Raw genomic sequence first — 20,634 nt, 5'->3', positions numbered from 1 at the left:
TAAACCAGGTGAACGATGCCGTTCAGGCGTGAGAAACCTCGGCCTGCCGCGAACCACCTTGCAGACCTTTCCGCGACCCGCCCCATGCCCGACGCCCCCACCCCCGCCGCACCGCCTCCGGCCGACTTCGCCACGCTGTTCCAGGCGCACCGCGGCATCGCCGCGAAAGTGGCCGGCAGCTATTGCCGGCACCCGGACGACCGCGCCGACCTGATCCAGCAGATCGCCGCCCAGGCCTGGCGGGCGTTCCCGCGCTACGACCGGCAGCGGCCGTTCTCCACCTGGCTGTACCGGATCGCGCTGAACGTGGCGATCGGCGAGTTGCGCGGGCGCACCCGCGCGCACAGCCAGACTCTGCCGCTGCAGGATATGGACCTCGCCGACCCGCACGCCGCCGACCCGGAGCGCGAACGCCAGGTGCAGGCGCTGTACCGCTTCATCGCGCAGCTGCCGGCGCTGGAGCGGGCGCTGGCGCTGCTGTACCTGGACGAGCGCCCGCAGCGCGAGATCGCCGAGATCCTGGGCATCGGCGAAAGCAACGTCTCCACCAGGATCGGCCGCCTCAAGCAACGCCTCCGCGACGAACTCTAAAATCCCCCTGACAGGAACCCATCATGCATCCCGACGAACTGAAACACGCCTGGCAGGCGCTGGAGCGGCGCCTGCAGCGCCACGACGACCTGCACCTGCAGCACCTGCTCGATCGGCGCGTGCGCGGCAGCCTGCGCCCGCTGTTGTGGGGCCAACTGCTGCAACTGCCGTTCGGCCTGGGCTGCATTGCCCTGACCGGCCTGCTGTGGAGCCGGGGCGGGACGCTGCCGGCGCCGCTGATCGCCGCCGGGGTGGCGGTGCATGCGTATGGTGTGATCGCCGTGGCGATGGCCGGCATCGTCCTGGGCCGACTGCTGCAGCTCGACTACAGCGCGCCGGTGCTGCAGATCCAGCGTCAGATCGCGCATACCCGCCGCTGCTACGTGCGCAGTGCTGTGGTCTGCGGGCTGTCGTGGTGGCTGCTGTGGGTGCCGCTGCTGATGCTGCTTGGCGCGCTGGCCGGCATCGATCTGCAGGCGCGTGCGGCCGGCCTGGTGTGGACCGGACTCGGCGTGGGAGTGGCCGGCATCGCCGCCAGCGTCTGGCTGTACCGCTGGTCGCGCCGCCCCGGCCGGCCGCGGCTGACGCGGATCGTCGACGACCTGCTGGGTGGCTCGAGCTTGCGCCAGGCCAGCCGCCTGCTCGAGGAGGCCGAGCGCTTCGGCCACGACTGAGTGCAGCCGCCGCTGCGCCGCGATGTGGGCAGCGTTTGTCCATCGCCTCGCGTGGCGGCGCGAAGTCCGAGCGTTTCGCCCGCGAATGACCGACAATGAGCGCCGATTTCCGAACAGCGTCCCCCATGCAGACCATCGATCTCCAGTTAGAAAGCGACTACGTCGAACTCAAGCACCTGTTGAAACTGACCGGCGTATGCGACAGCGGCGGCGCGGCCAAGACCGTCATCAGCGAAGGCCATGTGCGCGTGGACGGCGAAGTCGAGCTGCGCAAGGCCTGCAAGATCCACGCGGGCCAGGTGGTCGCGCTGCACGACGTGCAGATCCGGGTGATCGGCAAGGCATGAGCGAACGCGCGGGCGATGTGCAACGCGGCCTCGCCCAGTTCATTGCCGGGGCTGATGCACACCGCCTCGCCCGCACGCCGCAACCCCAGGCGCTTTCCAACATCTGTGTCAGGCAACGATTTTTTGTGGGAGCGACTTCAGTCGCTCCCACAATGCTTCGCCAAGCGCATAGGACAGCCGGCATCCGCGTGCCGATCTTCAGGCCATATGCCGCCAATACCAGGTGGCGCTGGCTTTTGTAGGAGCGGCTTCAGCCGCGACCGGAACTTTCCTGGTAACGCCCGGTCGCGGCTGAATCCGCTCCTACAGGGTGTAACTGGGCAATAGACCGGGTGCGCGGTAGCTGGCGGCTCGGCTTTCGCTGCGACTCGCCGAGCAACGGCATAGGCCTCCCCGGCATCCCGCGCGTGCGCGCCTCAGCGCGCACGCGCCGCGCCGCGCTGGGTCAGGTGCGCGGCGATCGCGCGCTTGAACGGCGCCACCCGGTCGGCCACGCGCAGCGCCGCGTTGCGCAGCGCGCGCGCCGGCAGGCGGTCGTCGGTGTACAAGGCGGCGATCGCATTGGTCGCCTCGTACAGCGGGCGCGTGGCCAGGCGGTGGCCGCGTTCGTAGCCGGCCAGCAAGGCCGGCGCGGCGATGTCGCGGCCCTGCGCCGCTGCCGCATGCAGCGCACGCGCCAGCCGCGCCTGGCTCTGCAGGCCGAAGTTGAACCCGTGCGCGGTCACCGGATGCATGCCCACCGCGGCGTCGCCGATCAGCGCGTAGCGCCTGCCGACGAAGCGCTGCGCGTACACCGCGACCAGCGGATACACCTGCGGCCGCACGCTCGGCGTCATTGCGCCGAGCCGGTGTTCGAAGCGGGCGCCGATCTCCGCGCCCAGTGCGGCGGCGTCCATCTCCAGCAGCGCCTGCGCGCGCTGCGGCGGCAGGGTCAACACCGCCGAGGCCTGGTTGCCGTGCAGCGGCAGCAGCGCCAGAGTCTGGCCGTAACCGAACCACTCCCAGGCGGTGTGGTGGTGCGGGCGCGCGTGACGCACCCGGCACACCAGCATGCTGCGGCCGAAATCGCGCATCTGCGCGCCGATGCCGCACATGCGCCGGGTGCTGGAGAAGCGGCTGTCGGCCGCCACTACCAGGCGCGCGCTCAGCGCCTGGCCACTGGACAGGGTCAGCTGCGCCTGCGTGTCGTCGCAACGCAGCGCCTGCACCGACACGCCGTCGAGCAGGCGCAGTCCCGGTTGCGCCTGCACCGCCGCGAACGCGGCGCGACGGATCAGGTGGTTGGGCACCAGCCAGCCCAGGTCGCCGTGGCGGTCCTGACTGGCGGCGAAGGTCAGCGCGAACGGCGAGGAGCCGTTCATCACCCGCGCATCGCGCAGCGGCGCGATCGCATCCGGATCGATCCGCGACCACAGGTCGAGCTGTTCCAGCAGGGTGCGCGAGGCGTGGGTCAACGCGATCTCGCGGCCGTCGAAGGCGGCAGCGGCCAGGGCCGCGCGCGGCTGCGGTTCGATCAGCGCCAGCGACAGCCCGCTGCCGGCCAGCGAACGCGCCAGGCACAGGCCCGCCGGGCCGGCACCGACGATGGCGATATCCACCTGCATGGCGGCGCTTCCGGTAATAGACGCGGCCAGCATAAACCCGCGGCGCGACGCGGCATTGATCTGGATCAGCGCTGCGGCAAACGGTCGCAGCGCAGTGGGTCAGACCCCCGCTGCGGCCGCGCCCCCGCACAGCGCGCAAGGCCGCCGGCGCTGCTTCAGGACAACAATGCCCACACCAACTGCAGGATCGACCACAGCGACACCGCCCACACCAGGCTGCGCAGATACGGCACGCCGGCCGCGTACAACGGCACGTAGGCCAGCCGTGCCCCGAAATACAGCTGCGCGGCCAGTGCGGTATGCGCACTGCCCTTGCCCATCGCCACCACCGCCAGCGCCGCGGCGGCGAACATCGGGAAGGTCTCCAGGAAGTTGCGCAGCGCGCGCTCCAGGCGCCCGGCCACGCCGGCGGGCGGCGCCTGCGGCGCGTCGCGCGCGCCGGCATTCCATTTCAGGCCGCGCTGCGCGGTGACGAACGCGGCGGCCAGCAGCAGTTGCACGATTCCGAGCAGGATCGCCCAGGCCAGCATGCGGATTTCGATCGTCATCGGAGCCTCGGACAGTTGCGGAAAGGCAAGTATCCCACGGCAAAGCCGGGGGACTCTCGCGATTGGTCTAGAGCGAGAAGCCTCGGGAGAGGTCTCGGGCATGGCTTATCAAGCTATTGCCATGTAAAACACATTTCGATATTCTTCGCAAAATCAACACGGAAGTCATGATTGTGAAGAAAAAGCAGCTCACCATCGTTGTTATTTTGCTTGGCGCCGCCTTTATAACCGCGCTATTTTTCTATTATTTTAAATCCAAGAATAATAGCAATGTGATTGACAGCACTGCAGCTAGTGATCGACCTGAGTCACCAGCATTCAAAAGTCAAAATACTTTAAATGCACTTATAACCACGGATAAGGTGCCAGCGAAGTTCACTCAGATGGTAGGGCCAAAGGCGTTTGTCATAACTCGGACTGGTGACTTTCGACCCCATGGGAATGCTCTGGATTACGTCAACTCCCTATTGGATTCGTCCAAAAAAGGGAACGCTCTCGCCACGTTCAATATCTACCTGGCAGTTCTCGACTGTAAAGGCGCGTATTCTACAGATGATCTAAACAGCTTCAATGCCATGAAGGAAGTTGGTGCCGATAAGAATTTCCTGAAAGATTACGAGCGGAGACTTGATGAATGCTCAAGTTTAGTTGGAAATAACGAGATCATGCAGGGGGAATGGCTCATCACAGCTGCGCAACAGGGTTCTATTGAGGCAATGATTCTATATTCCATAGATACCAAATCAGCCATTGGGCCTTCGGACACTTTCATCAAGAATCCCGATAAAGTAATTAAATGGAAAACCAACGCCATGGGTTTTCTCGAAAATGCTGCATCCAAGGGTAGCATTGATGCCGTCGTAAGACTGGCTGACGCTTATGAGGACGGAATACTCGCAAAAGAAGATCAAACGAGCGCCTACGCATATTATCTAGCCGCTCAGAGAGCATACCCAAATTCCGTTTCAAGCGAAAAGATGAAACGTTATCAAAATTCATTGAGAGCCGATCAGCAGCAGGCGGCAACCAATAGAGCAAACGCAATATACCAATCCTGCTGCGCAAACTAGGAATGAAATTATGTCGAACGGAACGGTTAAAAGGAAGTTTTTTTTATCGACAGAGTTTATCGCATTGGGACTGGTAGGAATTTATGCTTACGCCGATGAGTCCAAGATGTATGGGCCATATGCCTGCTCAACATGTACGGTCGACACTCCGATGCTGATTCCAATACCAAGGATTACATTAATAAAAAAGTCTCTGAAATGGAGAACAAATTTTTTCCAACAAATGTTAATGTAGGCGATAAGATCGTAGTGTGTAATGCGAATGCATGTGTCACCTATACGAAAACCGACAGCAACCGCTGGCTCGGCAACACAGCTGTACCAAGGACCACTAGCAGTAACGGCGGCGGTGGCGGTGGCGGTGGCGAAGGGGGTGGTGGTGGTGGTGGCGGCGGCAGTAGCGGCGGTGTGAACTTACCAGGCGGCTGTATAGGGCATTGCAATGGCACTGTCACCGTAGGCGGAAGGTAAGTATCCCACGGCAAAGCCGGGGGCTTTAAAAGCCGGGGGCTTTAGATGTATGAGCCGCTCAAAGCGGCTGGCGGGGGCGCTGCGCGCTCCCCTTGGATGGGCCGCCTTAGGGCGGCCCTTGTGATGGGTCTAGGGCGCGACGCGTGCGCGCGTCAGGTCGGCGGACCGACGTGGTAACCGACCAGGCGCCAGGTCTTGTCCTCGTCCAGGCGCAGCGAGACCAGTTCGCGCACCGGCTGCGGCGCGTTGGCGAACCGGCTGGGGAAACTGACGTTGACGTAGACCCCCGGCGGCACCTGCGACCCCGCCGTGTACTGCACCCGCGCCACGCTGGCGACGCCGCGGCCGAGCAGCGCGCCCAGGCGTGCACGGTCGGCATCGACCTGGCGCACGAACGCCTCGCGCGCGACCGCCTTTTTGGCCACCGCCGATGCGCCATCCCACAGCTCGCCGCTGCGGCCGGCATCGACCAGCTGCGCGGCGCGCAAGCCGGCCTGCGCCATCTGCGCGTCCTGCTTGGACAGCGGCCCCGGCGCGGCAGGATCGGCATGCCTGGCCGCGGCGAGCTTGGCGGCGGCGGGCTTGGGCGCCACAGGCTGGGCCGGCGCGGACGGCGCAGGGACGCTCTGCGTCGGTGCGGTCGGTACGGTCGGTGCGGTCGGTACGGTCGGTGCGGGCTGCGCCGCTGCCGCGAACGCAGCAGCGGCGAGCAACGCGGGCAACAGGCGAAGAAACAACGGCATGGGCATCGCTCAGGCAGTGCGGTGACGGCGGGGGCCGCAGTCTACGCCGGCCATGTGCGCCTGCGCAGCGCCGCTCACGGCTCCTCGCCCGGCACGGCCGCGGCCGCCGGCACCGCGTAGCGCTGCCGGTGCCAGGCATGCCAGCTGACCCCCAAGGCCCAGGCGGTGCCGCCCAGCAGCCCGGCCAGGCTCAGCAGCGAGGCCATCCGCGCGATGGCCTGCGCATGCGCGCCGCTGGCGAAGTGCAGCAGCAGTTCGGCGACCAGGAAGCCGCCCAGCACCAGCAACGCCGGCGGCAGGTACAGCCGCACCATCAGCCTGGTTCCGATCGCCATGCGCCTGCTCCCGAAGTGGATGGCGCGGACGCTAGCGCCGCCCCGGTGCCTGGCACGTGAACGCCGGTCGCAGCGCGCAGCCGGCGTTCAGGCGCCGGGCGAGGCCAGCGGCAACGTGGCCACGTCGATTTCCGACAGCGGACTTTCCGCCGGGCAGGCCTGGTCGGGGAAACCGAAGCGCTGCTTCAGCGCCTGGCCGCAGGCGGTCAGCGTCTCCAGGTCCACGCCCTTGGCCTTGCACTCGTGGTCGAAGGCGATCAGGAACGCGTCCTTGCGCCGCACGAAATCGTCGCCGCATTTGCGCAGCTGCTTGATCCGCTCCAGGTCGTCCTGCACCGCGTTGGTGCCGTCCAGCCCGTATTGCTTGAGTTCGTCGTTGCTGAGCAGACGCAGGCTGCGATTGGGCACGGTCATCATCAGGTCGGCCACCGCCACCGCCACGCCGTTGCGCTCCAGGTAGTCCTTGACGTTGCCGTAGACCTCCTGCAGCTCGCGGTTGAGTTCGGCGCGCGAGGTCGCGGTGGAACTGATCCGCATCATGCGGTGGATGCCGACCTTGCCGGAGATCAGCCGGTTGTCGCCGGCCGCGAGCACGAACACGCAGGCGCTGTGGCAGATCGAGCCCTCGCGCACCCAGATGGTCCAGCCGGACTCCCCGATCGCATCGCCGGCGCGGATCGCCGCCTCGACCTGGCCGCCGCTGGAATCCAGGTCCAGCACGCGCTTGCCGATGCCGGCGTGCGCGGCGACCTCGGCCAGGCGCCGCACCATCGCGGCGAAACCGGCGTTGATCTTGCCTTCGTAGCGCACCCGCAGCAGGCCGCGCTCGCGACATGGCGCCAGCGCCGCCTCGATGGTGGGCCGGTCCAGCCCGGCCAGCGCCTCGCCGTCGCCGGCCGCGGCCGCATAGTCGGTGGCGCAGCTGACGAACGCCTCGCCGTTCTCCAGCGCGGCCGCGTCCCACAGGTCGGTGCCGGCGTCATTGGCCGGTTTCGGCTTGGCCGCAGGCGGTGGCACTGGGGGCGGCGGCGGCGTCCCCACCGAGACCATGTGCTCACCATCGCCGGGCGGGCTATCGGCCATGGTCCTGCCGGCGGACGGCGCGCCCGGCTGGCACGACACCAGGCCCGCACAGCACAACGCCAGCCACCAGGTTTTGCAGGGGAAAGACAAGATAGGGAAATCCGCAGCGGAGAGGCGGCGCATGGGCGATGCGCAGGGCTAGTCTAGTGCCGATCCGCATGCGCTTCCCAACTGCGCCTAAACCGCCGGCAGCGCGCCGCCAGCGGCCGCGCGGGGGCTGCCGCAACCATGTCCGAAAACGGCGAGTCTGCCGCGCCGGCGCGGACTAGACTGGCGCCATGTCCCAGCCCACCCTCGACGACCACGCCCGCTACGACCGCGCCCGCCTGGCCCGCGATGCGCGCTTCGACGGGGTGTTCTTCACCGCCGTGCGCAGCACCGGCATCTATTGCCGGCCGGTCTGCCCGGCGCCGGTGCCCAAGCGCAGCAACGTGCATTACTACCCCAGCGCCGCGGCCGCGGCGGCCGCCGGCTACCGCCCGTGCCTGCGCTGCCGGCCGGAGCTGTCGCCGGACGCGCAGCAGCACCTGGGCGAGGAATCGGTGCGGCGCGCACTGGCGCTGATCGCCGACGGCGCGCTGCAGGACGCCAGCGTCGAACGGCTCGCCGCCGAGGTCGGACTCAGCGCGCGGCAGCTGCAGCGCGTGTTCGTCGGCCAGCTCGGCGCCACCCCGGCGGCGGTGCATGCGACGCGGCGCCTGCTGCTGGCCAAGCAATTGCTGACCGAGACCGCGCTGCCGATCACCCAGGTCGCGCTGGCGGCCGGCTTCAACAGCCTGCGCCGCTTCAACGCCGCGTTCCTGGAAGGCTGCGGCATGCCGCCGTCGGCGATCCGCAAGCAACGCGCCGAGGTGCCCGGCGGCGATCTGCTGCTGCGCCTGGGCTATCGCCCGCCGCTGGACTTCGCGGCGATGCTGGCGTTCCTGCGCAAGCGCGCGATCCCCGGCATCGAGCGCATCGGCGAGGCCAGCTACGAGCGCGTGCTCGGCCCGCTCGACGCCTCCACCAGGATCCGCGTCGAAGCCGACCCGCAGCGCCACGAACTGCGCCTGCAGATCGCCGCGGCCGATCCGCGCGCGATCCCCGACATCGTGCGCCGGGTGCGCCGCATCTTCGACCTGGACGCCGACCTGCGCGCGGTGCACGCCACGCTCGGCGCCGAACCGCTGCTGGCGCGCGCGATCGCGCGGCGCCCGGGACTGCGCGTGCCGGGCGGCTGGGACGGCTTCGAGGTGGCGGTGCGTGCGGTGCTCGGCCAGCAGGTCAGCGTGGCCGGCGCGGCGACCCTGGCCGCGCGTCTGGTCGAGCGCCACGGCGCGTATCGACCGGGCCAGCCGCCCGGCCTGGACCGCGCATTCCCGGCGCCGCAGGACCTGCTGGACGCGCCGCTGGAGGCGATCGGCCTGCCGCGCTCGCGCGCCGCCACGCTCCGCGCTCTGGCCGCGGCGGTGGCCGGCGGACGCCTGCAGTTCCGCGCCGGCCAGCGCCTGTTCGAGTTCGTCGAGCGCGCAACCGCCCTGCCCGGCATCGGCGCCTGGACCGCGCACTACATCGCGCTGCGCGCGCTTGGCCAACCCGATGCGTTCCCGGCCGGCGACCTGGTCCTGCAACGCATGCTCGGCACCGACGGCGCGCGCCTGAGCAAACGCGCCACCGACGCCCGCGCGCAGGCCTGGCGGCCATGGCGCGCCTATGCCGTGCTGCACCTGTGGCATCTGGCCGGCGACCCACCCGAGGAGAGTCCCGCATGACTGAGCAACGCCTGTACTACGATGCCTTCGCCACTCCGATCGGCGAACTGAGCGTGGCCGTCGGCGCCCACGGCGTGCGCCACATCCTGTTTGCGGAGAACCGCTACGACGTGCGCGGCCGTGCCGACTGGATCCGCGACGCGGCGCCGGTGCGCGAAGCGCGGGAGCAGTTGCTGGCGTATTTCGCCGGCGAACGCGACCGCTTCGAGCTGCCACTGGCGCCGCGCGGCACCGCGTTCCAGTGCCTGGTCTGGCAGGCGCTGGCCGACATCCCGTTCGGCGTGACCTGGAGCTATGCGCAGCTGGCGCGGCATATCGGTCAGCCGCGTGCGGTGCGCGCGGTCGGTGCCGCCAACGGCCGCAATCCGCTGCCGATCGTGCTGCCCTGCCACCGGGTGATCGGCGCCAACGGCGCGCTGACCGGCTTCGGCGGCGGCCTGCCGACCAAGGCCGCGCTGCTGGCGCTGGAGCGGCGCGGCGCCGACCCCGCGCATGGCGCGCCGGCAGCGTTGTTCGATTGAGCGGCGGTGTCCCGACTCCGCGAAACGCTTCGCGCCGTCCTCTCACCTTTCCCCCTCTCCCGGGGGAAAGGGGCTAGGCCCTTCTCCCCCGGGACCATGGCCCCCTTTTCGGGGGAAGGTGGCCCGCAAGGCCGGATGCGGGTACGGGCGCGCCTCGTGCACACACTCCGCGAAACGCCCCGCGCGCCACAGCCTGTCTTCGTCAGGTCACCAGGCGCGCCTTATCATGCGCCGATGACGTCCATCGCCCTACGACTGGCAGGCGCCTGCGCGGCGCTGCTGCTCAGCGCCTGCGCCTCCACGCCCGCTTCTTCCAGCACCGCGACCATCGCACCGCAGGCCGCGTCCAGTGCGGCGCAGCGGCCGTTGCTGCTGCTGATCTCCATCGACGGCCTGCGCGCGGACATGCTCGATCGCGGCATCGCGCCGAACCTGAGCCGGCTGGTGCGCGAAGGCGTGCGTGCGCAATGGATGTCGCCGTCGTATCCGTCGCTGACCTTTCCCAACCACTACACCCTCGTCACCGGGCTGCGTCCGGATCACCATGGCATCGTCCACAACAGCATGACCGATCCGACGCTGGGCACGTTCCGGCTCAGCGACCGCGACGCGGTCGGCGACGGCCGCTGGTGGGGTGGCGAGCCGATCTGGGTCGGCGCCGAAAAGGCCGGCCTGCACGCGGCGACCTGGGCCTGGCCGGGTAGCGAGGCGGCGATCCAGGGCGTGCGCCCGAGCCGCCACCAGGCCTTCGACGAACACATCGCGCCGAACGCGCGGGTCGACCAGGCGCTGGGTTGGCTCGACGACCGCGACGCGCCGCATACGCAGCTGCTGACCCTGTATTTCGAGCAGGTCGACGAGGCCGGCCACGACTTCGGCCCGCAATCGGCGCAGTACGCGCGCGCGGTCGAACAGGTCGATGCGGCGATCGGCCATCTGCTCGACGGGCTGGCCCGGCGCGGGCAACTGGATCGCACCAATCTGATCGTGGTCTCCGACCACGGTATGGCCACGGTGCCGGCGCAGCAGGTGCTCATCGTCGAGGATATGGTGTCGATGCAGGAGGCCGAGGTGGTCAGCTACGGCCAGTCGCTCGGGATCGCGCCGCGACCCGGCCAGCAGGCCCGGGTCGAAGCCAGACTGCTTGGCGCGCATCCGCAGTACGACTGCTGGCGCAAGGCCGCGCTGCCGGCGCGCTGGCACTACGGCAGCAACCCGCGCATCCCGCCGATCGTGTGCCAACTGCACGAAGGCTGGGATGCGCTGCCGGCCGAGCGCGCCGCGGAAAAGCCGCGGACCGGCCTGCGCGGCTCGCACGGCTACGATCCGGCGCTGCCGTCGATGCGCGCGGTGTTCATCGCGCGCGGCCCGGCGTTCCGCCGGGGCGCCACGCTGGCGCCGTTCGACAATGTCGATGTGTATCCGCTGCTGGCGCGGTTGCTCGGCATTCCCGCCGCGCCCAACGACGGCGATCCGCAGGCGCTGCTGCCGGCACTGCGCTGAGCGCCGCGGCGCTGCGAAAAACCCTAGCGGCAAGGCGTGTCGTGAGCGATGGCGCTCAAGCCATTCGGAGTCGCTCGCAGATGCCGACTGCACATCGCGCAGGCACGCGTTCGGCACGATCGCACGCAGCGGCTGCGAGGCTGCATGCAACCCCGCGTCGGGCATGAATGCAACGACCCGGCCTCGGTCCCACACCGCGGCGACCATGCGACAATCGGCGCATGCAGTCGCCCGATCCCGCGCCACCGCCGCGCATGCACCATCGCTTGCGCCCCTTGCTCTCGCACGAGAGCTGGAAACAGCGCGCGGTGCTGTGGGGCGGCGCGGTCGCGGTGGCGCTGGTCGCAATTGTATTCGCCAAGGCCAGCGACGCCGCCTTCCACCTGTTCCAGCGCATCATCGCGCACTCGCCATGGTGGGCATTGCTGCTCACGCCGAGCGTGTTCGCGCTGCTCGCCTGGCTGACCAACGGCGTGTTGCGCCCCACCCGCGGCAGCGGCATCCCGCAGGTCATCGCCGCGCTGGAGCAGCCCGACGACGCCTTCCGCCAGACCAACCTGTCGCTGCGCGTGTCCGCCGGCAAGCTGATGCTGACCACGCTGGCCTTGCTCGGCGGCGCCTCGGTCGGGCGCGAAGGGCCGACCGTGCATGTCGGCGCCAGCCTGATGTACGTGCTCGGGCGCTGGTTCGGCTTCCGCGATCCGCGCCAGGCCTCGCATTTCCTGCTCGCCGGCGGCGCCGCCGGCATCGCCGCGGCGTTCAATACGCCGCTGGCCGGGGTGGTATTCGCGATCGAGGAACTGAGCGGGCGTTTCGAACACCGCTTCTCCGGCACGTTGCTGACCGCGGTGATCGTGGGCGGCGTGATCTCGCTGGGCCTGCTCGGCAACTACACCTACTTCGGCAAGGTGTCGGCGGCGCTGCCGCTGGGCCGGGCGTGGCTGGCGATCGTGCTATGCGGGGTAGTCGCCGGCCTGCTCGGCGGCGCATTCAGCCGCATGGTGCTGGCCACCGTGGCCGGCAAGCCGCGCTGGCTGGGCGCGTTGCGCAGCCGCCATCCGGTGTTGCTGGCCGCGGCCTGCGGCCTGGCACTGGTCGCGCTGGGGCTGGTGTTCGGCAACGGTGCGTTCGGCACCGGCTACGAGCAGGCACGCAGCCTGGTGCAGGGCCATGCCAGCGTCGGCCACGAATTCGGGCTGATGAAGCTGCTGGCGAACCTGGTGTCGTACGTGGCCGGCATCCCCGGCGGCCTGTTCTCCCCGGCGCTGGCGGTCGGCGCCGGGGTCGGCCACAACCTGGCGGTGCTGATGCCGGATGTGGATCCGCGCACCTTCGTGCTGCTCGGCATGTGCGCCTATCTGACCGGCGTCACCCAGGCGCCGCTGACCTCGGCAGTGATCTCGCTGGAACTGACCGACAGCAGCGACATGCTGCTGCCGATCCTGGCCACGGTGCTGATCGCACGCGGCGCCTCGGCGCTGGTGTGCCGCACGCCGATCTACCGCGGCCTGGCCGAGCACTTGCTGGCGGTGCCGCCGCAGCCGCCCGTTCCCGAGGAAACGCCGACGCCGCTGGTCGTGGAGTTGGCAGGCGACAGCGGCGAGGACGACGCGCGCCCACGAACATAGACTGCGCAGCCGCCCGCGAGCGGCGTAGCGTCGGCAGATGCGCATCATCGTCCGGTCTTCATGAGGTTATGTATGCGAGCAATGCATTTCGAGCGCTTTGGAAAGCCTCCTGAAATTGTGCATGTCCCTGACCCGACGCCGACCGAGGACGGCGTGGTGATCAAGGTGGCGGCGAGCGGCGTATGCCGGAGCGATTGGCACGGATGGATGGGACATGATCCGGACATCGCATTGCCGCACGTGCCAGGGCACGAATTCGCCGGCGAAGTGGTCGCCGTGGGAAAACGCATTTCGCGCTTGCAGATCGGCACTCGGGTCACCGTGCCGTTTGTGTCGGGGTGCGGGCGTTGCAGCGAATGCCATAGTGGCAATCAGCAAGTCTGCCCGAACCAGTTCCAGCCGGGCTTCACCCATTGGGGCGCGTTCGCAGAGTATGTCGCGATCGACTTTGCCGAGACGAATCTGGTCAGACTGCCGGAAAACGTCGACGATGCGACGGCGGCAAGCCTGGGGTGCCGGTTCGCCACGTCCTTTCGGGCCATCGTCGACCAGGCCAGAACCGGCCCCGGCGAATGGGTTGTGGTGCATGGCTGCGGCGGCGTCGGACTTTCGGCGGTGATGATCGCAGCCGCTCTGGGTGCGCAGGTGGTCGCCGTGGACATCTTCGACGACAAACTGGCGTTCGCCGTTGAATGCGGCGCGGTCGCGACGGTCAATGCGTCGAAAGTGGCCGACACTGTCGAGGCGATTCGCGAGATCACCAAGGGCGGCGCGCACGTTTCCATCGATGCGCTCGGCAGTCCTGCGACCTGTTTCAACTCCATCAAGAACTTGCGGCGGCGCGGTCGTCATGTCCAAATTGGGTTGATGGTGGGCGAACACGCCACGCCCAGCATCCCGATGGCGCAGGTGATCGGCCACGAACTGGAGATCTACGGCAGCCATGGGATGCAGGCTTGGCGGTACGATGCCATGCTGTCGATGATGGAAGCCGGGAAGATCGCACCGCAAAAGCTTATCGGCAAAAGGGTGAGGCTCGATGAGGCCATTGCGGTCCTGACCTCCATGGACGCGACGCGCGAGATCGGCATCAGCGTCATCGATCGCTTCTAGAGCGCGTCACGGCCGGCGTCGATGCTCGCCGATGGCGCGGACCTGCCGTCCTGCGGGCTGCAAAAAAAACGCGGCGCAAGCGCCGCGTTCTTTCGTCCCGCTGGAGCCGAGGCTCATCCGGCCTTGGCGACCGTTTTCTTGGCCACGGCCTTCTTCGCCGCCGGGGCCTTGACCACCGACTTCTTGGCGACCGGCGACGCGGCGCCCACGGCCACCTTGCTCACGCTGTGCGAGCGCGAATTGCCGTAGCTGGCGTTGTAGCGCTTGCCCTTGGCGGTCTTGCGGTCACCCTTACCCATGCTCATCGACTCCTGAATGTGTGTGCGAAAATCCCCGCGCGGTGCACGGGTTTGGCGAGGCCAACGCGGTCAGCGCCCTCGCGCAAGGGCGGCAAGCCTACCACGTGCGCTCAGTGGGCGCAGCTGGCGTCGTGCACGTGGCCATGGTTGAGGCGCAGGTTGAGCAGGTGCGCAAGCCCGACCAGGGTGCCGCCGAAGGTCATGATCGCCGCGTGCGCCGCTACCGCATGGTGCAGCGCCGGCACCAGCATGCCGGCCCACAACGACAGCAGCCCCAGCAGCAACAGGCCTAGCGCCTGCCAGGCGCGGTGCCGGCGGTATCCCAGAACCAGGCTGAACAGCCCCAGGCAAGTCACGAACAGCACCAGCGTGCGTTCCACGCCATCGCCCAGCCACACCGACAGGCCCAGCGAGGGCAGTATCGCCAGCGCCAGCGGCAGCAGCGCGCAATGCACCGCGCACAGCAGCGAACCGGTGGCGCCAAGGCGGTCGAGCAGTACGCGCAGATCGGAGGTGGGCGACATGACGTCCAGCACAGTGGTGATTGCGTTATAGAATAATATAACATTACCCGGCCGGCGACCAGGGGGTCGCCACGCCCCCATGCCATGCCTGTCGCCGCCTGCGCGCGGCGAACGCGAGCGCCCGCGCTCGCCTGGCGGCGCCTTTTTCCTCCTATTCGGTATGTCTATGTCTATGTCCTCCTCCTCCCGCTCCCGCTCGCTCCGTCGCACCGCCCTGTCCCTGGCGCTGGGCGGCCTGCTCAGCCCCGCCCTGGCTCTGGCCGCCGATGCACTCGCCGCGGACGCCGCTACACCGCCGGCCAGCGACAGCCGCCATGCCGACGGCCGCAAGCAGGATCGCCACGTGAAGGACATGGACGCAGTGGTGGTCACCGCCAGTCCGCTGCGCGATGCCGCCGGCGACCTGAGCCAACCGGTGGACGTGCTGGCCGGCGAGCGCTTGGACGAGAACCGCGGCGCCAGCGTCGGCGAGACCGTGGCCAGCCTGCCCGGCGTGCAGAGTTCCAACTTCGGCCCCGGCGTGGGCCGGCCGATCATCCGCGGCCTGGACGGCCCGCGCGTGGCGGTGCTCAGCGACGGCCTGTCCACCCAGGACGTGTCCACCGTCAGCCAGGACCACTCGCCGGCCGTGGAATCGTTCCTGGCCGACCAGATCGAAGTGCTGAAGGGGCCATCCACCCTGCTGTACGGTTCCGGCGCGATCGGCGGCGTGGTCAACGTGGTCGACGGGCGTATCGCCGAGACACCGGTGGACGGCGTGCGCGGCCGTGCCGAAATGCGCTTCGACGGCGGCGACAAGGACGGCAACACCGACATGTTCCGGGTCGATGCCGGCAATGGTAGCGGCCTGTCGATCCACGCCGACGGCGTGTACCGCAACCAGAAGGACTACGACACACCGCAGGGCCGCCAGGCCAATTCCTTCCTGGATACCAAGACCGGCGCGATCGGCGCCTCGCTGGCAGGCGACTGGGGCTTCGTCGGCGTGTCGGCCTCGCGCTTCCGCGACAACTACGGCAACCCGGGCGAACCGGGCGACCTGGCCGCCGGCGAGCGCGGCGTGTCGCTGCGCATGCACCAGGACCGCTACGAACTGAAGGGCGGGCTGACCGATCCGTGGGGCGACGGCAGCGCGCTGCGCTACAGCTTCGGCCACACCGCCTACACCCACACCGAGTTCGAGGGCGCGGAAGTGGGCACGGTGTTCGACAAGCGCGCCAACGAAGGCCGCGTCGAAGCCTCCTTCAGCGTCGGCGGCGGATGGCAGACCGCGTTCGGCGTGCAGGGCAGCGACTCCACCTTCCAGGCGATCGGCGAAGAAGCGTTCGTGCCGAAGACCGACACCCGCGCCATCGGCGTGTTCGCCGTGGCCCGCAACAACTGGGAACGCGTCACCGCTGAGGTCGGCGCGCGCGTGGATAAGGTCAAGTACGAGACCGACACCGGCGTGGACCGCGACTTCACCCCGAAGAGCTTCTCGCTCAGCGGCGGCTTCCGCTTCAACGAGCAGTGGCGCCTGACCGCCAACCTCGACCATGCCGAACGCGCGCCGGCCGAGGAGGAATTGTTCGCCGACGGCCCGCACATCGCCACCCTCGCCTACGAGATCGGCGACGCCGACCTCAAGCCGGAGAAGGCCAACCAGGCCGAGCTGGGACTGAACTTCCAGAACACCTGGATGGATGCCAAGGTGGCGGCGTACTACAACCGCTACGACGACTTCATCTACATCGTCGATACCGGCGCGCAGTGGTTCCACGAGGAGGACAACGACTTCCTGCCGATCCGCCAGTGGACCCAGGCCGACGCGATCTTCCATGGTTTCGAGGGCGAGGCCACCTTCCACCTGGCCGACAACGACAGCGGCGCCTGGGAACTGCGCGTGTTCGGCGACACCGTGCGCGCGCGGCTGAAGGACGGCGGCAACCTGCCGCGCATCGCCCCGGCACGCTACGGCGCGCAGCTGCGCTGGGACGCGAGCAACTGGCGCGCCTCGCTCGGCGCCACCCGCTACCAGAAGCAGGACAAGGTGGCGGTCAACGAGACCCCGACCGACGGCTACACGCTGGTCGATGCGCACCTGGCCTACCACGTCGATACCGGCGCCACCGCGTGGGAAGTGTTCCTGGACGGCAACAACCTGACCGACCAGGACGCGCGTGTGCACACCTCGTTCCTGAAGGACGACGTGATGCTGCCCGGCCGCAACGCCTCGTTCGGCGTGCGCCTGTTCTTCTGACGCGGCTCCCCTCCCGAGCGTCAGTGGAGGCCGCCTTCGGGCGGCCTCTTTTTTGATGGCGCCCGAAGACGCGATCGATCCGCACACGCGCAGCGACAGCATCCAGCCACTGTTCGGGTGCAGCGGTCTGGTGCGCCATGCGTCAGCGGCAAGGCACATCGCGACCTAGAGCCCGAGTGACCTGCCCCCACTGAGTCATACCATCTGAAGCTGTAAAGTCCGTCAAGCCAAGAGGACGGACATGAAGAAGAGCAGATTCAGCACCGAGCAGATCATCGGGTTCATCAAGCAGGCCGACGCGGGCATGGCCGTGGCGGAGTTGTGCCGCCAACATGGCTTCAGCCCAGCCAGTTTTTATCAGTGGCGGGCCAAGTACGGGGGCATGGAGGCCGACGAGGCCAAGCGGCTGAAAGAACTGGAGGTCGAGAACAATCGGCTGAAGAAGTTGCTGGCCGAAGCGCACCTAGACATCGAAGCGCTGAAGATCGGCTTCGGGGTAAAACGCTAGCCCCGCAACGCAAGCGCGAGGCAATCCGACGAATGCTCGAACACACCGCGTTGAGCGAGCGCCGGGCTTGCCGCCTTGCGGGGCTGTCCCGCGATGCTTTCCGCCACGAACCCGTGCCGACGCCAGCCACGCAGGCGCTGTCCGCGCGGCTGGTCGAGCTGGCCCAGGCCCACCGCCGCTTCGGCTATCGCCGACTGCATGATTTGTTGCGCCCGGAGTTTCCGTCCGTGAACCACAAGAAGATTTATCGCCTGTATGAGGAAGCCGAGCTGAAGGTGCGCAAGCGGCGCAAGGCCAAGCGTCCGTCCGGCGAGCGCCAGAAACTGCTGGCGGCCTCCATGCCGAACGACACCTGGAGCATGGACTTCGTGTTCGATACGTTGGCCAACGCACGCCGCATCAAGTGCCTGACCGTGGTCGACGACTTCACTCGCGAGAGTGTGGACATTGCCGTGGATCACGGCATCAGCGGCGCTTACGTGGTGGTGCGGCTGCTCGATCAGGCGGCGTGCTTCCGTGGCTATCCACGCGCGGTCCGTACCGACAATGGCCCGGAGTTCACCAGTCGCGCCTTCATTGCCTGGACACAGCGACATGGCATCGAGCACATCCTGATCGAGCCGGGTGCCCCCACGCAGAACGCCTACATCGAAAGCTTCAACGGCAAGTTCCGCGACGAGTGCCTCAACGAGCACTGGTTCACCTCGTTGGCACAAGCGCGGGACGTGATCGCAGACTGGCGACGCCACTACAACGAGATCAGGCCGCATAGCAGTTGTGGTCGCATCCCGCCGGCACAGTTCGCCGCCAACTACCGTACACAACAAACCAACGACGCAGTAACCTTCAACCCAGGGCTTTATCAGTAATCACTGGTACGGACGGTGGGGGCAGGTCACGAGGCCAGCAGGCGTCGCTGCCACGACGCGGCGTCGCGCTGCGCACGGCACGCCGAACAGCACGCAGCGCTTGCGACCGGCCTGCGCAACCGGTAGCGCGTCACCGGCCGCGTGCACGACACCGCCACCGTGGACCTGGACGGCGATCCGGCCACGCTGTACGACAACGCCACCTCGATCGCGCTGCCGAGCGCGCGCCGCATCGACCAGGACGACAACGCGCTGTCGTGGACCGCCGGCCTGAACTTCAAGCTCGACGCGCACAACAGCCTGTTCGCGCGGGTCAATTCCGGGGTCAAGTTTCCCGGCTTCGACAACCTGCGCGACGGCCAGACCAAGGTACAGGACATCGACCAGTACGAACTGGGCTTGAAGTCCGGTGCGGCGGCCTACGATCTGTACCTGACCGGGTTCTACAACACCTTCAAGAACTCGCCCTTCCAGGCGTTCCTGGCCGACGGCAGCAACTTCACCACGGTCGGCGATTCGCGCGCCTACGGCCTGGAAGTGGAAGGCGCGATCCGTCCGTTCGGCGGCTTCGAACTGGCCGGCACCGGGGTGTGGCTGGACGCCAACTACCGCAACTACCGCGAGTACACCGGCAACCAGGTGATGCGCCAGCCCAAGCGCCAGTTTCGGCTGACTCCGAGCTACTACTGGATGCTGCCGTTCGGCGACCTGCGCGTGTTCGCCACCTACGCCTACATCGGCGAGCGCTACGCCGACCTGGCCAACAGCCAGCGCCTGCCGTCCTACGACATGCTCGACGTGGGCGCCAGCCTGCATGCCGGCGAGCACTGGGAGCTCACCGCCAGCGGCAGCAACGTGACCGACACGCTGGGCCTGACCGAAGGCAACGTGCGCGTGCCCGGCGCGGCCACCGGCGGCGTGTTCATGGGCCGCCCGATCTCCGGCCGCCAGTACCAGGTGTCGGTGGCGTATCGCTGGTAGCGCCTGCACGTTCCATTACGGCGATTGGCGACCAGTGGATGCTGCATAGAAGCGGCTTGAGTGCAGCATCCCAGGTTCGCAATGTGCTTTTTTAATTCGCACCCGCACACACCGATCGCCGTGAGCGACCTATCCTTTGCAACCAAGGCGTCAGGTCGTCGTAGAGCTAGTGTCAGCCAATGCGCAATACTTCACATCCCATCACACGCTCCAGCGCCAGCTACGCCACCGGCGACAGTGCGTCCGGTCGCCAGGCATCTTCGCCCCCCGCAGGTTCCGGCTTCGATGGACATCGGCCCTCCGGCCCATTGGCTGGACTGCCATCCAGAAGCGGCGTGCGCCCTGGTCGGAATGTGCGACACGCTGGGTTGTTGCCTGAAGAGCGCGCAAAGATCGGTGTCGCACGCTGGCCGGATCCGCACTTTGACACCTCCGACAGCGCAGCGAATGTGGCATACGGCCTCCGATTCGCCATCGCAGTCGACGATGCGGCGCGACAGCTGGGCTCTGGCCAGCTGCGGAATATCGAGGACGTATGGCGATTTGCGACGCATTGGCGCATGCAGCAGGGTGACGCAACGGGCGATTTCTCGGAGCGACGCCTCAGCAATGGCGCATTCTCGCTCACGCCGATAACGGGAAAGTACGAGTTCGTTGCCGACAAGGCAAAGAACGCGGCTGCAGCAAAACTTATAAATTACCCGGGAAGGCCCGACATTCACTTGGTGCAACTGCGCCAATCCGTCCAGATCAACGGAACATCCATCCCCCTCACCGAAATACGCCTGCCGTATCGTGCGGACAGTAGACTGACCGAGCTTGCCGACGATGCGATGCCCCCCATGATAAGCCACACCTCGGCAAGCCGGATCCCTGTTCTGCTGCAAGAGGTGGAGAGATTGCGGATGACGCTGCCTGCCAGGTCGGACGTGAATGACCGCATCCAGACACTGGGGCATATGCATTGGCTGCTCGCGAACGCGATGCCAGACAAACGTGGCAGTGGAGCGAAGTCGGAAATGTGTATCCGCGCTATTGGCACGTCGTTGGGATTGACCATGCCCCCGTTCAAGCATGGCGTGATCCCGGATCTGGAAGCGTTCGTAACGCCGATGGAAGAGTTCAGAAGGGGGTACGCTGCGCTCTTCGAAAGCCCCCCCACAAGCCAGCCGTAGCATCCACTTCCGGCGGACCATCTCAGCGCAGAGGTGAGTTCGCGCGTGCAGCGTGCG

The 20,634-nt window shown here is 67.6% G+C and carries 19 protein-coding genes and 1 pseudogene; 13 read left to right on the top strand and 7 right to left on the bottom strand.

Translation table 11 applies throughout. The features are described from left to right. Positions 1-84: 84 nt before the first annotated feature. From ISN38_RS17235 to ISN38_RS17225, 3 genes are all read left to right on the top strand, one after another. Positions 85-591, top strand: coding sequence for an RNA polymerase sigma factor (locus ISN38_RS17235; RefSeq protein WP_047325086.1), 507 nt, complete (start codon positions 85-87; stop codon positions 589-591). 23 nt (positions 592-614) lie between these two features. Then, positions 615-1,265 carry a hypothetical protein gene (locus tag ISN38_RS17230; RefSeq protein ID WP_003468048.1) on the top strand — a complete coding sequence of 217 codons (651 nt, stop codon included), beginning with the start codon at positions 615-617 and terminating at the stop codon, positions 1,263-1,265. A gap of 125 nt (positions 1,266-1,390) precedes the next feature. Further along, entirely contained in the window at positions 1,391-1,612 is a 222-nt protein-coding gene (locus ISN38_RS17225) for an RNA-binding S4 domain-containing protein (RefSeq protein ID WP_003468049.1), read from the top strand. 416 nt (positions 1,613-2,028) lie between these two features. On the opposite strand, the gene ubiM is transcribed toward ISN38_RS17225, so the two are convergent. After that, entirely contained in the window at positions 2,029-3,216 is a 1,188-nt protein-coding gene (gene ubiM, locus ISN38_RS17220; protein ID WP_003468056.1) for a 5-demethoxyubiquinol-8 5-hydroxylase UbiM, read from the bottom strand. 155 nt (positions 3,217-3,371) lie between these two features. Next, positions 3,372-3,764 carry an MAPEG family protein gene (locus tag ISN38_RS17215; RefSeq protein WP_206711931.1) on the bottom strand — a complete coding sequence of 131 codons (393 nt, stop codon included), beginning with the start codon at positions 3,762-3,764 and terminating at the stop codon, positions 3,372-3,374. Positions 3,765-3,937: 173 nt separating this feature from the next. Between ISN38_RS17215 and ISN38_RS17210 the strand changes: the two genes are divergently transcribed. Then, a complete protein-coding gene (locus tag ISN38_RS17210; protein ID WP_141697099.1) occupies positions 3,938-4,834 on the top strand; it encodes an SEL1-like repeat protein in 897 nt (298 codons plus the stop codon). A gap of 623 nt (positions 4,835-5,457) precedes the next feature. On the opposite strand, the gene ISN38_RS17205 is transcribed toward ISN38_RS17210, so the two are convergent. The 3 genes from ISN38_RS17205 to ISN38_RS17195 all read right to left on the bottom strand — a co-directional run bounded on the left by ISN38_RS17205 (position 5,458) and on the right by ISN38_RS17195 (position 7,589). Next, complete coding sequence (locus ISN38_RS17205; RefSeq protein ID WP_206711930.1) at positions 5,458-6,048, bottom strand: DUF4019 domain-containing protein; 591 nt, start codon at positions 6,046-6,048, stop codon at positions 5,458-5,460. 74 nt (positions 6,049-6,122) lie between these two features. Beyond that, entirely contained in the window at positions 6,123-6,383 is a 261-nt protein-coding gene (locus ISN38_RS17200; RefSeq protein WP_003468061.1) for a hypothetical protein, read from the bottom strand. An 87-nt stretch (positions 6,384-6,470) separates the two neighbouring features. Continuing rightward, positions 6,471-7,589 (bottom strand): COG3904 family protein, encoded by a 1,119-nt coding sequence (locus ISN38_RS17195; RefSeq protein WP_199222588.1) that lies wholly within the window; start codon positions 7,587-7,589, stop codon positions 6,471-6,473. A gap of 155 nt (positions 7,590-7,744) precedes the next feature. Between ISN38_RS17195 and ISN38_RS17190 the strand changes: the two genes are divergently transcribed. The 5 genes from ISN38_RS17190 (at position 7,745) to ISN38_RS17170 (ending at position 13,982) form a co-directional block, all read left to right on the top strand. Then, positions 7,745-9,217, top strand: a complete 1,473-nt coding sequence (locus ISN38_RS17190) for a DNA-3-methyladenine glycosylase 2 family protein (RefSeq protein WP_003468065.1) — start codon at positions 7,745-7,747, stop codon at positions 9,215-9,217. Beyond that, complete coding sequence (locus ISN38_RS17185) at positions 9,214-9,738, top strand: methylated-DNA--[protein]-cysteine S-methyltransferase (RefSeq protein WP_003468068.1); 525 nt, start codon at positions 9,214-9,216, stop codon at positions 9,736-9,738. Before ISN38_RS17190 ends, ISN38_RS17185 begins: the two co-directional genes overlap by 4 nt. A gap of 234 nt (positions 9,739-9,972) precedes the next feature. Further along, complete coding sequence (locus ISN38_RS17180) at positions 9,973-11,241, top strand: alkaline phosphatase family protein (RefSeq protein ID WP_058363241.1); 1,269 nt, start codon at positions 9,973-9,975, stop codon at positions 11,239-11,241. A 221-nt stretch (positions 11,242-11,462) separates the two neighbouring features. Then, entirely contained in the window at positions 11,463-12,869 is a 1,407-nt protein-coding gene (locus ISN38_RS17175) for a chloride channel protein (protein WP_003468072.1), read from the top strand. Positions 12,870-12,941: 72 nt separating this feature from the next. Next, positions 12,942-13,982, top strand: coding sequence for a zinc-dependent alcohol dehydrogenase family protein (locus tag ISN38_RS17170; protein ID WP_047325089.1), 1,041 nt, complete (start codon positions 12,942-12,944; stop codon positions 13,980-13,982). Positions 13,983-14,095: 113 nt separating this feature from the next. Here ISN38_RS17170 and ISN38_RS17165 read toward each other — a convergent pair whose 3' ends face one another. Continuing rightward, positions 14,096-14,281 carry a 30S ribosomal protein THX gene (locus tag ISN38_RS17165; RefSeq protein WP_003468076.1) on the bottom strand — a complete coding sequence of 62 codons (186 nt, stop codon included), beginning with the start codon at positions 14,279-14,281 and terminating at the stop codon, positions 14,096-14,098. 110 nt (positions 14,282-14,391) lie between these two features. Beyond that, the gene (locus ISN38_RS17160) at positions 14,392-14,805 is read right to left on the bottom strand and encodes a MerC domain-containing protein (RefSeq protein WP_038232969.1); all 414 of its coding nucleotides are present in this window, start codon (positions 14,803-14,805) and stop codon (positions 14,392-14,394) included. Between the two features lie 172 nt (positions 14,806-14,977). Here ISN38_RS17160 and ISN38_RS17155 point away from each other — a divergent pair, with 172 nt between their 5' ends. The 4 genes and pseudogenes from ISN38_RS17155 (at position 14,978) to xopAH (ending at position 20,577) form a co-directional block, all read left to right on the top strand. Continuing rightward, entirely contained in the window at positions 14,978-17,044 is a 2,067-nt protein-coding gene (locus tag ISN38_RS17155) for a TonB-dependent receptor (protein ID WP_206711929.1), read from the top strand. A gap of 241 nt (positions 17,045-17,285) precedes the next feature. Continuing rightward, positions 17,286-18,421 (top strand): IS3 family transposase gene (locus ISN38_RS17150; RefSeq protein WP_206711928.1). Its coding sequence is split into 2 segments (ribosomal slippage): positions 17,286-17,541 and positions 17,541-18,421, totalling 1,137 coding nucleotides; the frame shifts between segments, so codons are not numbered across the junction. 129 nt (positions 18,422-18,550) lie between these two features. Next, a pseudogene (locus tag ISN38_RS17145) lies at positions 18,551-19,402 on the top strand (TonB-dependent receptor domain-containing protein); the annotation flags it as partial. 371 nt (positions 19,403-19,773) lie between these two features. Beyond that, entirely contained in the window at positions 19,774-20,577 is an 804-nt protein-coding gene (xopAH, locus tag ISN38_RS17140) for a XopAH/AvrB family type III secretion system effector (protein ID WP_230811736.1), read from the top strand. The last annotated feature ends 57 nt before the right edge of the window (positions 20,578-20,634 follow it).

It is taken from the genome of Xanthomonas translucens pv. undulosa (assembly GCF_017301775.1).
Classification (GTDB): domain Bacteria; phylum Pseudomonadota; class Gammaproteobacteria; order Xanthomonadales; family Xanthomonadaceae; genus Xanthomonas_A; species Xanthomonas_A translucens.
This window is presented reverse-complemented; position numbering and strand designations above follow the sequence as displayed.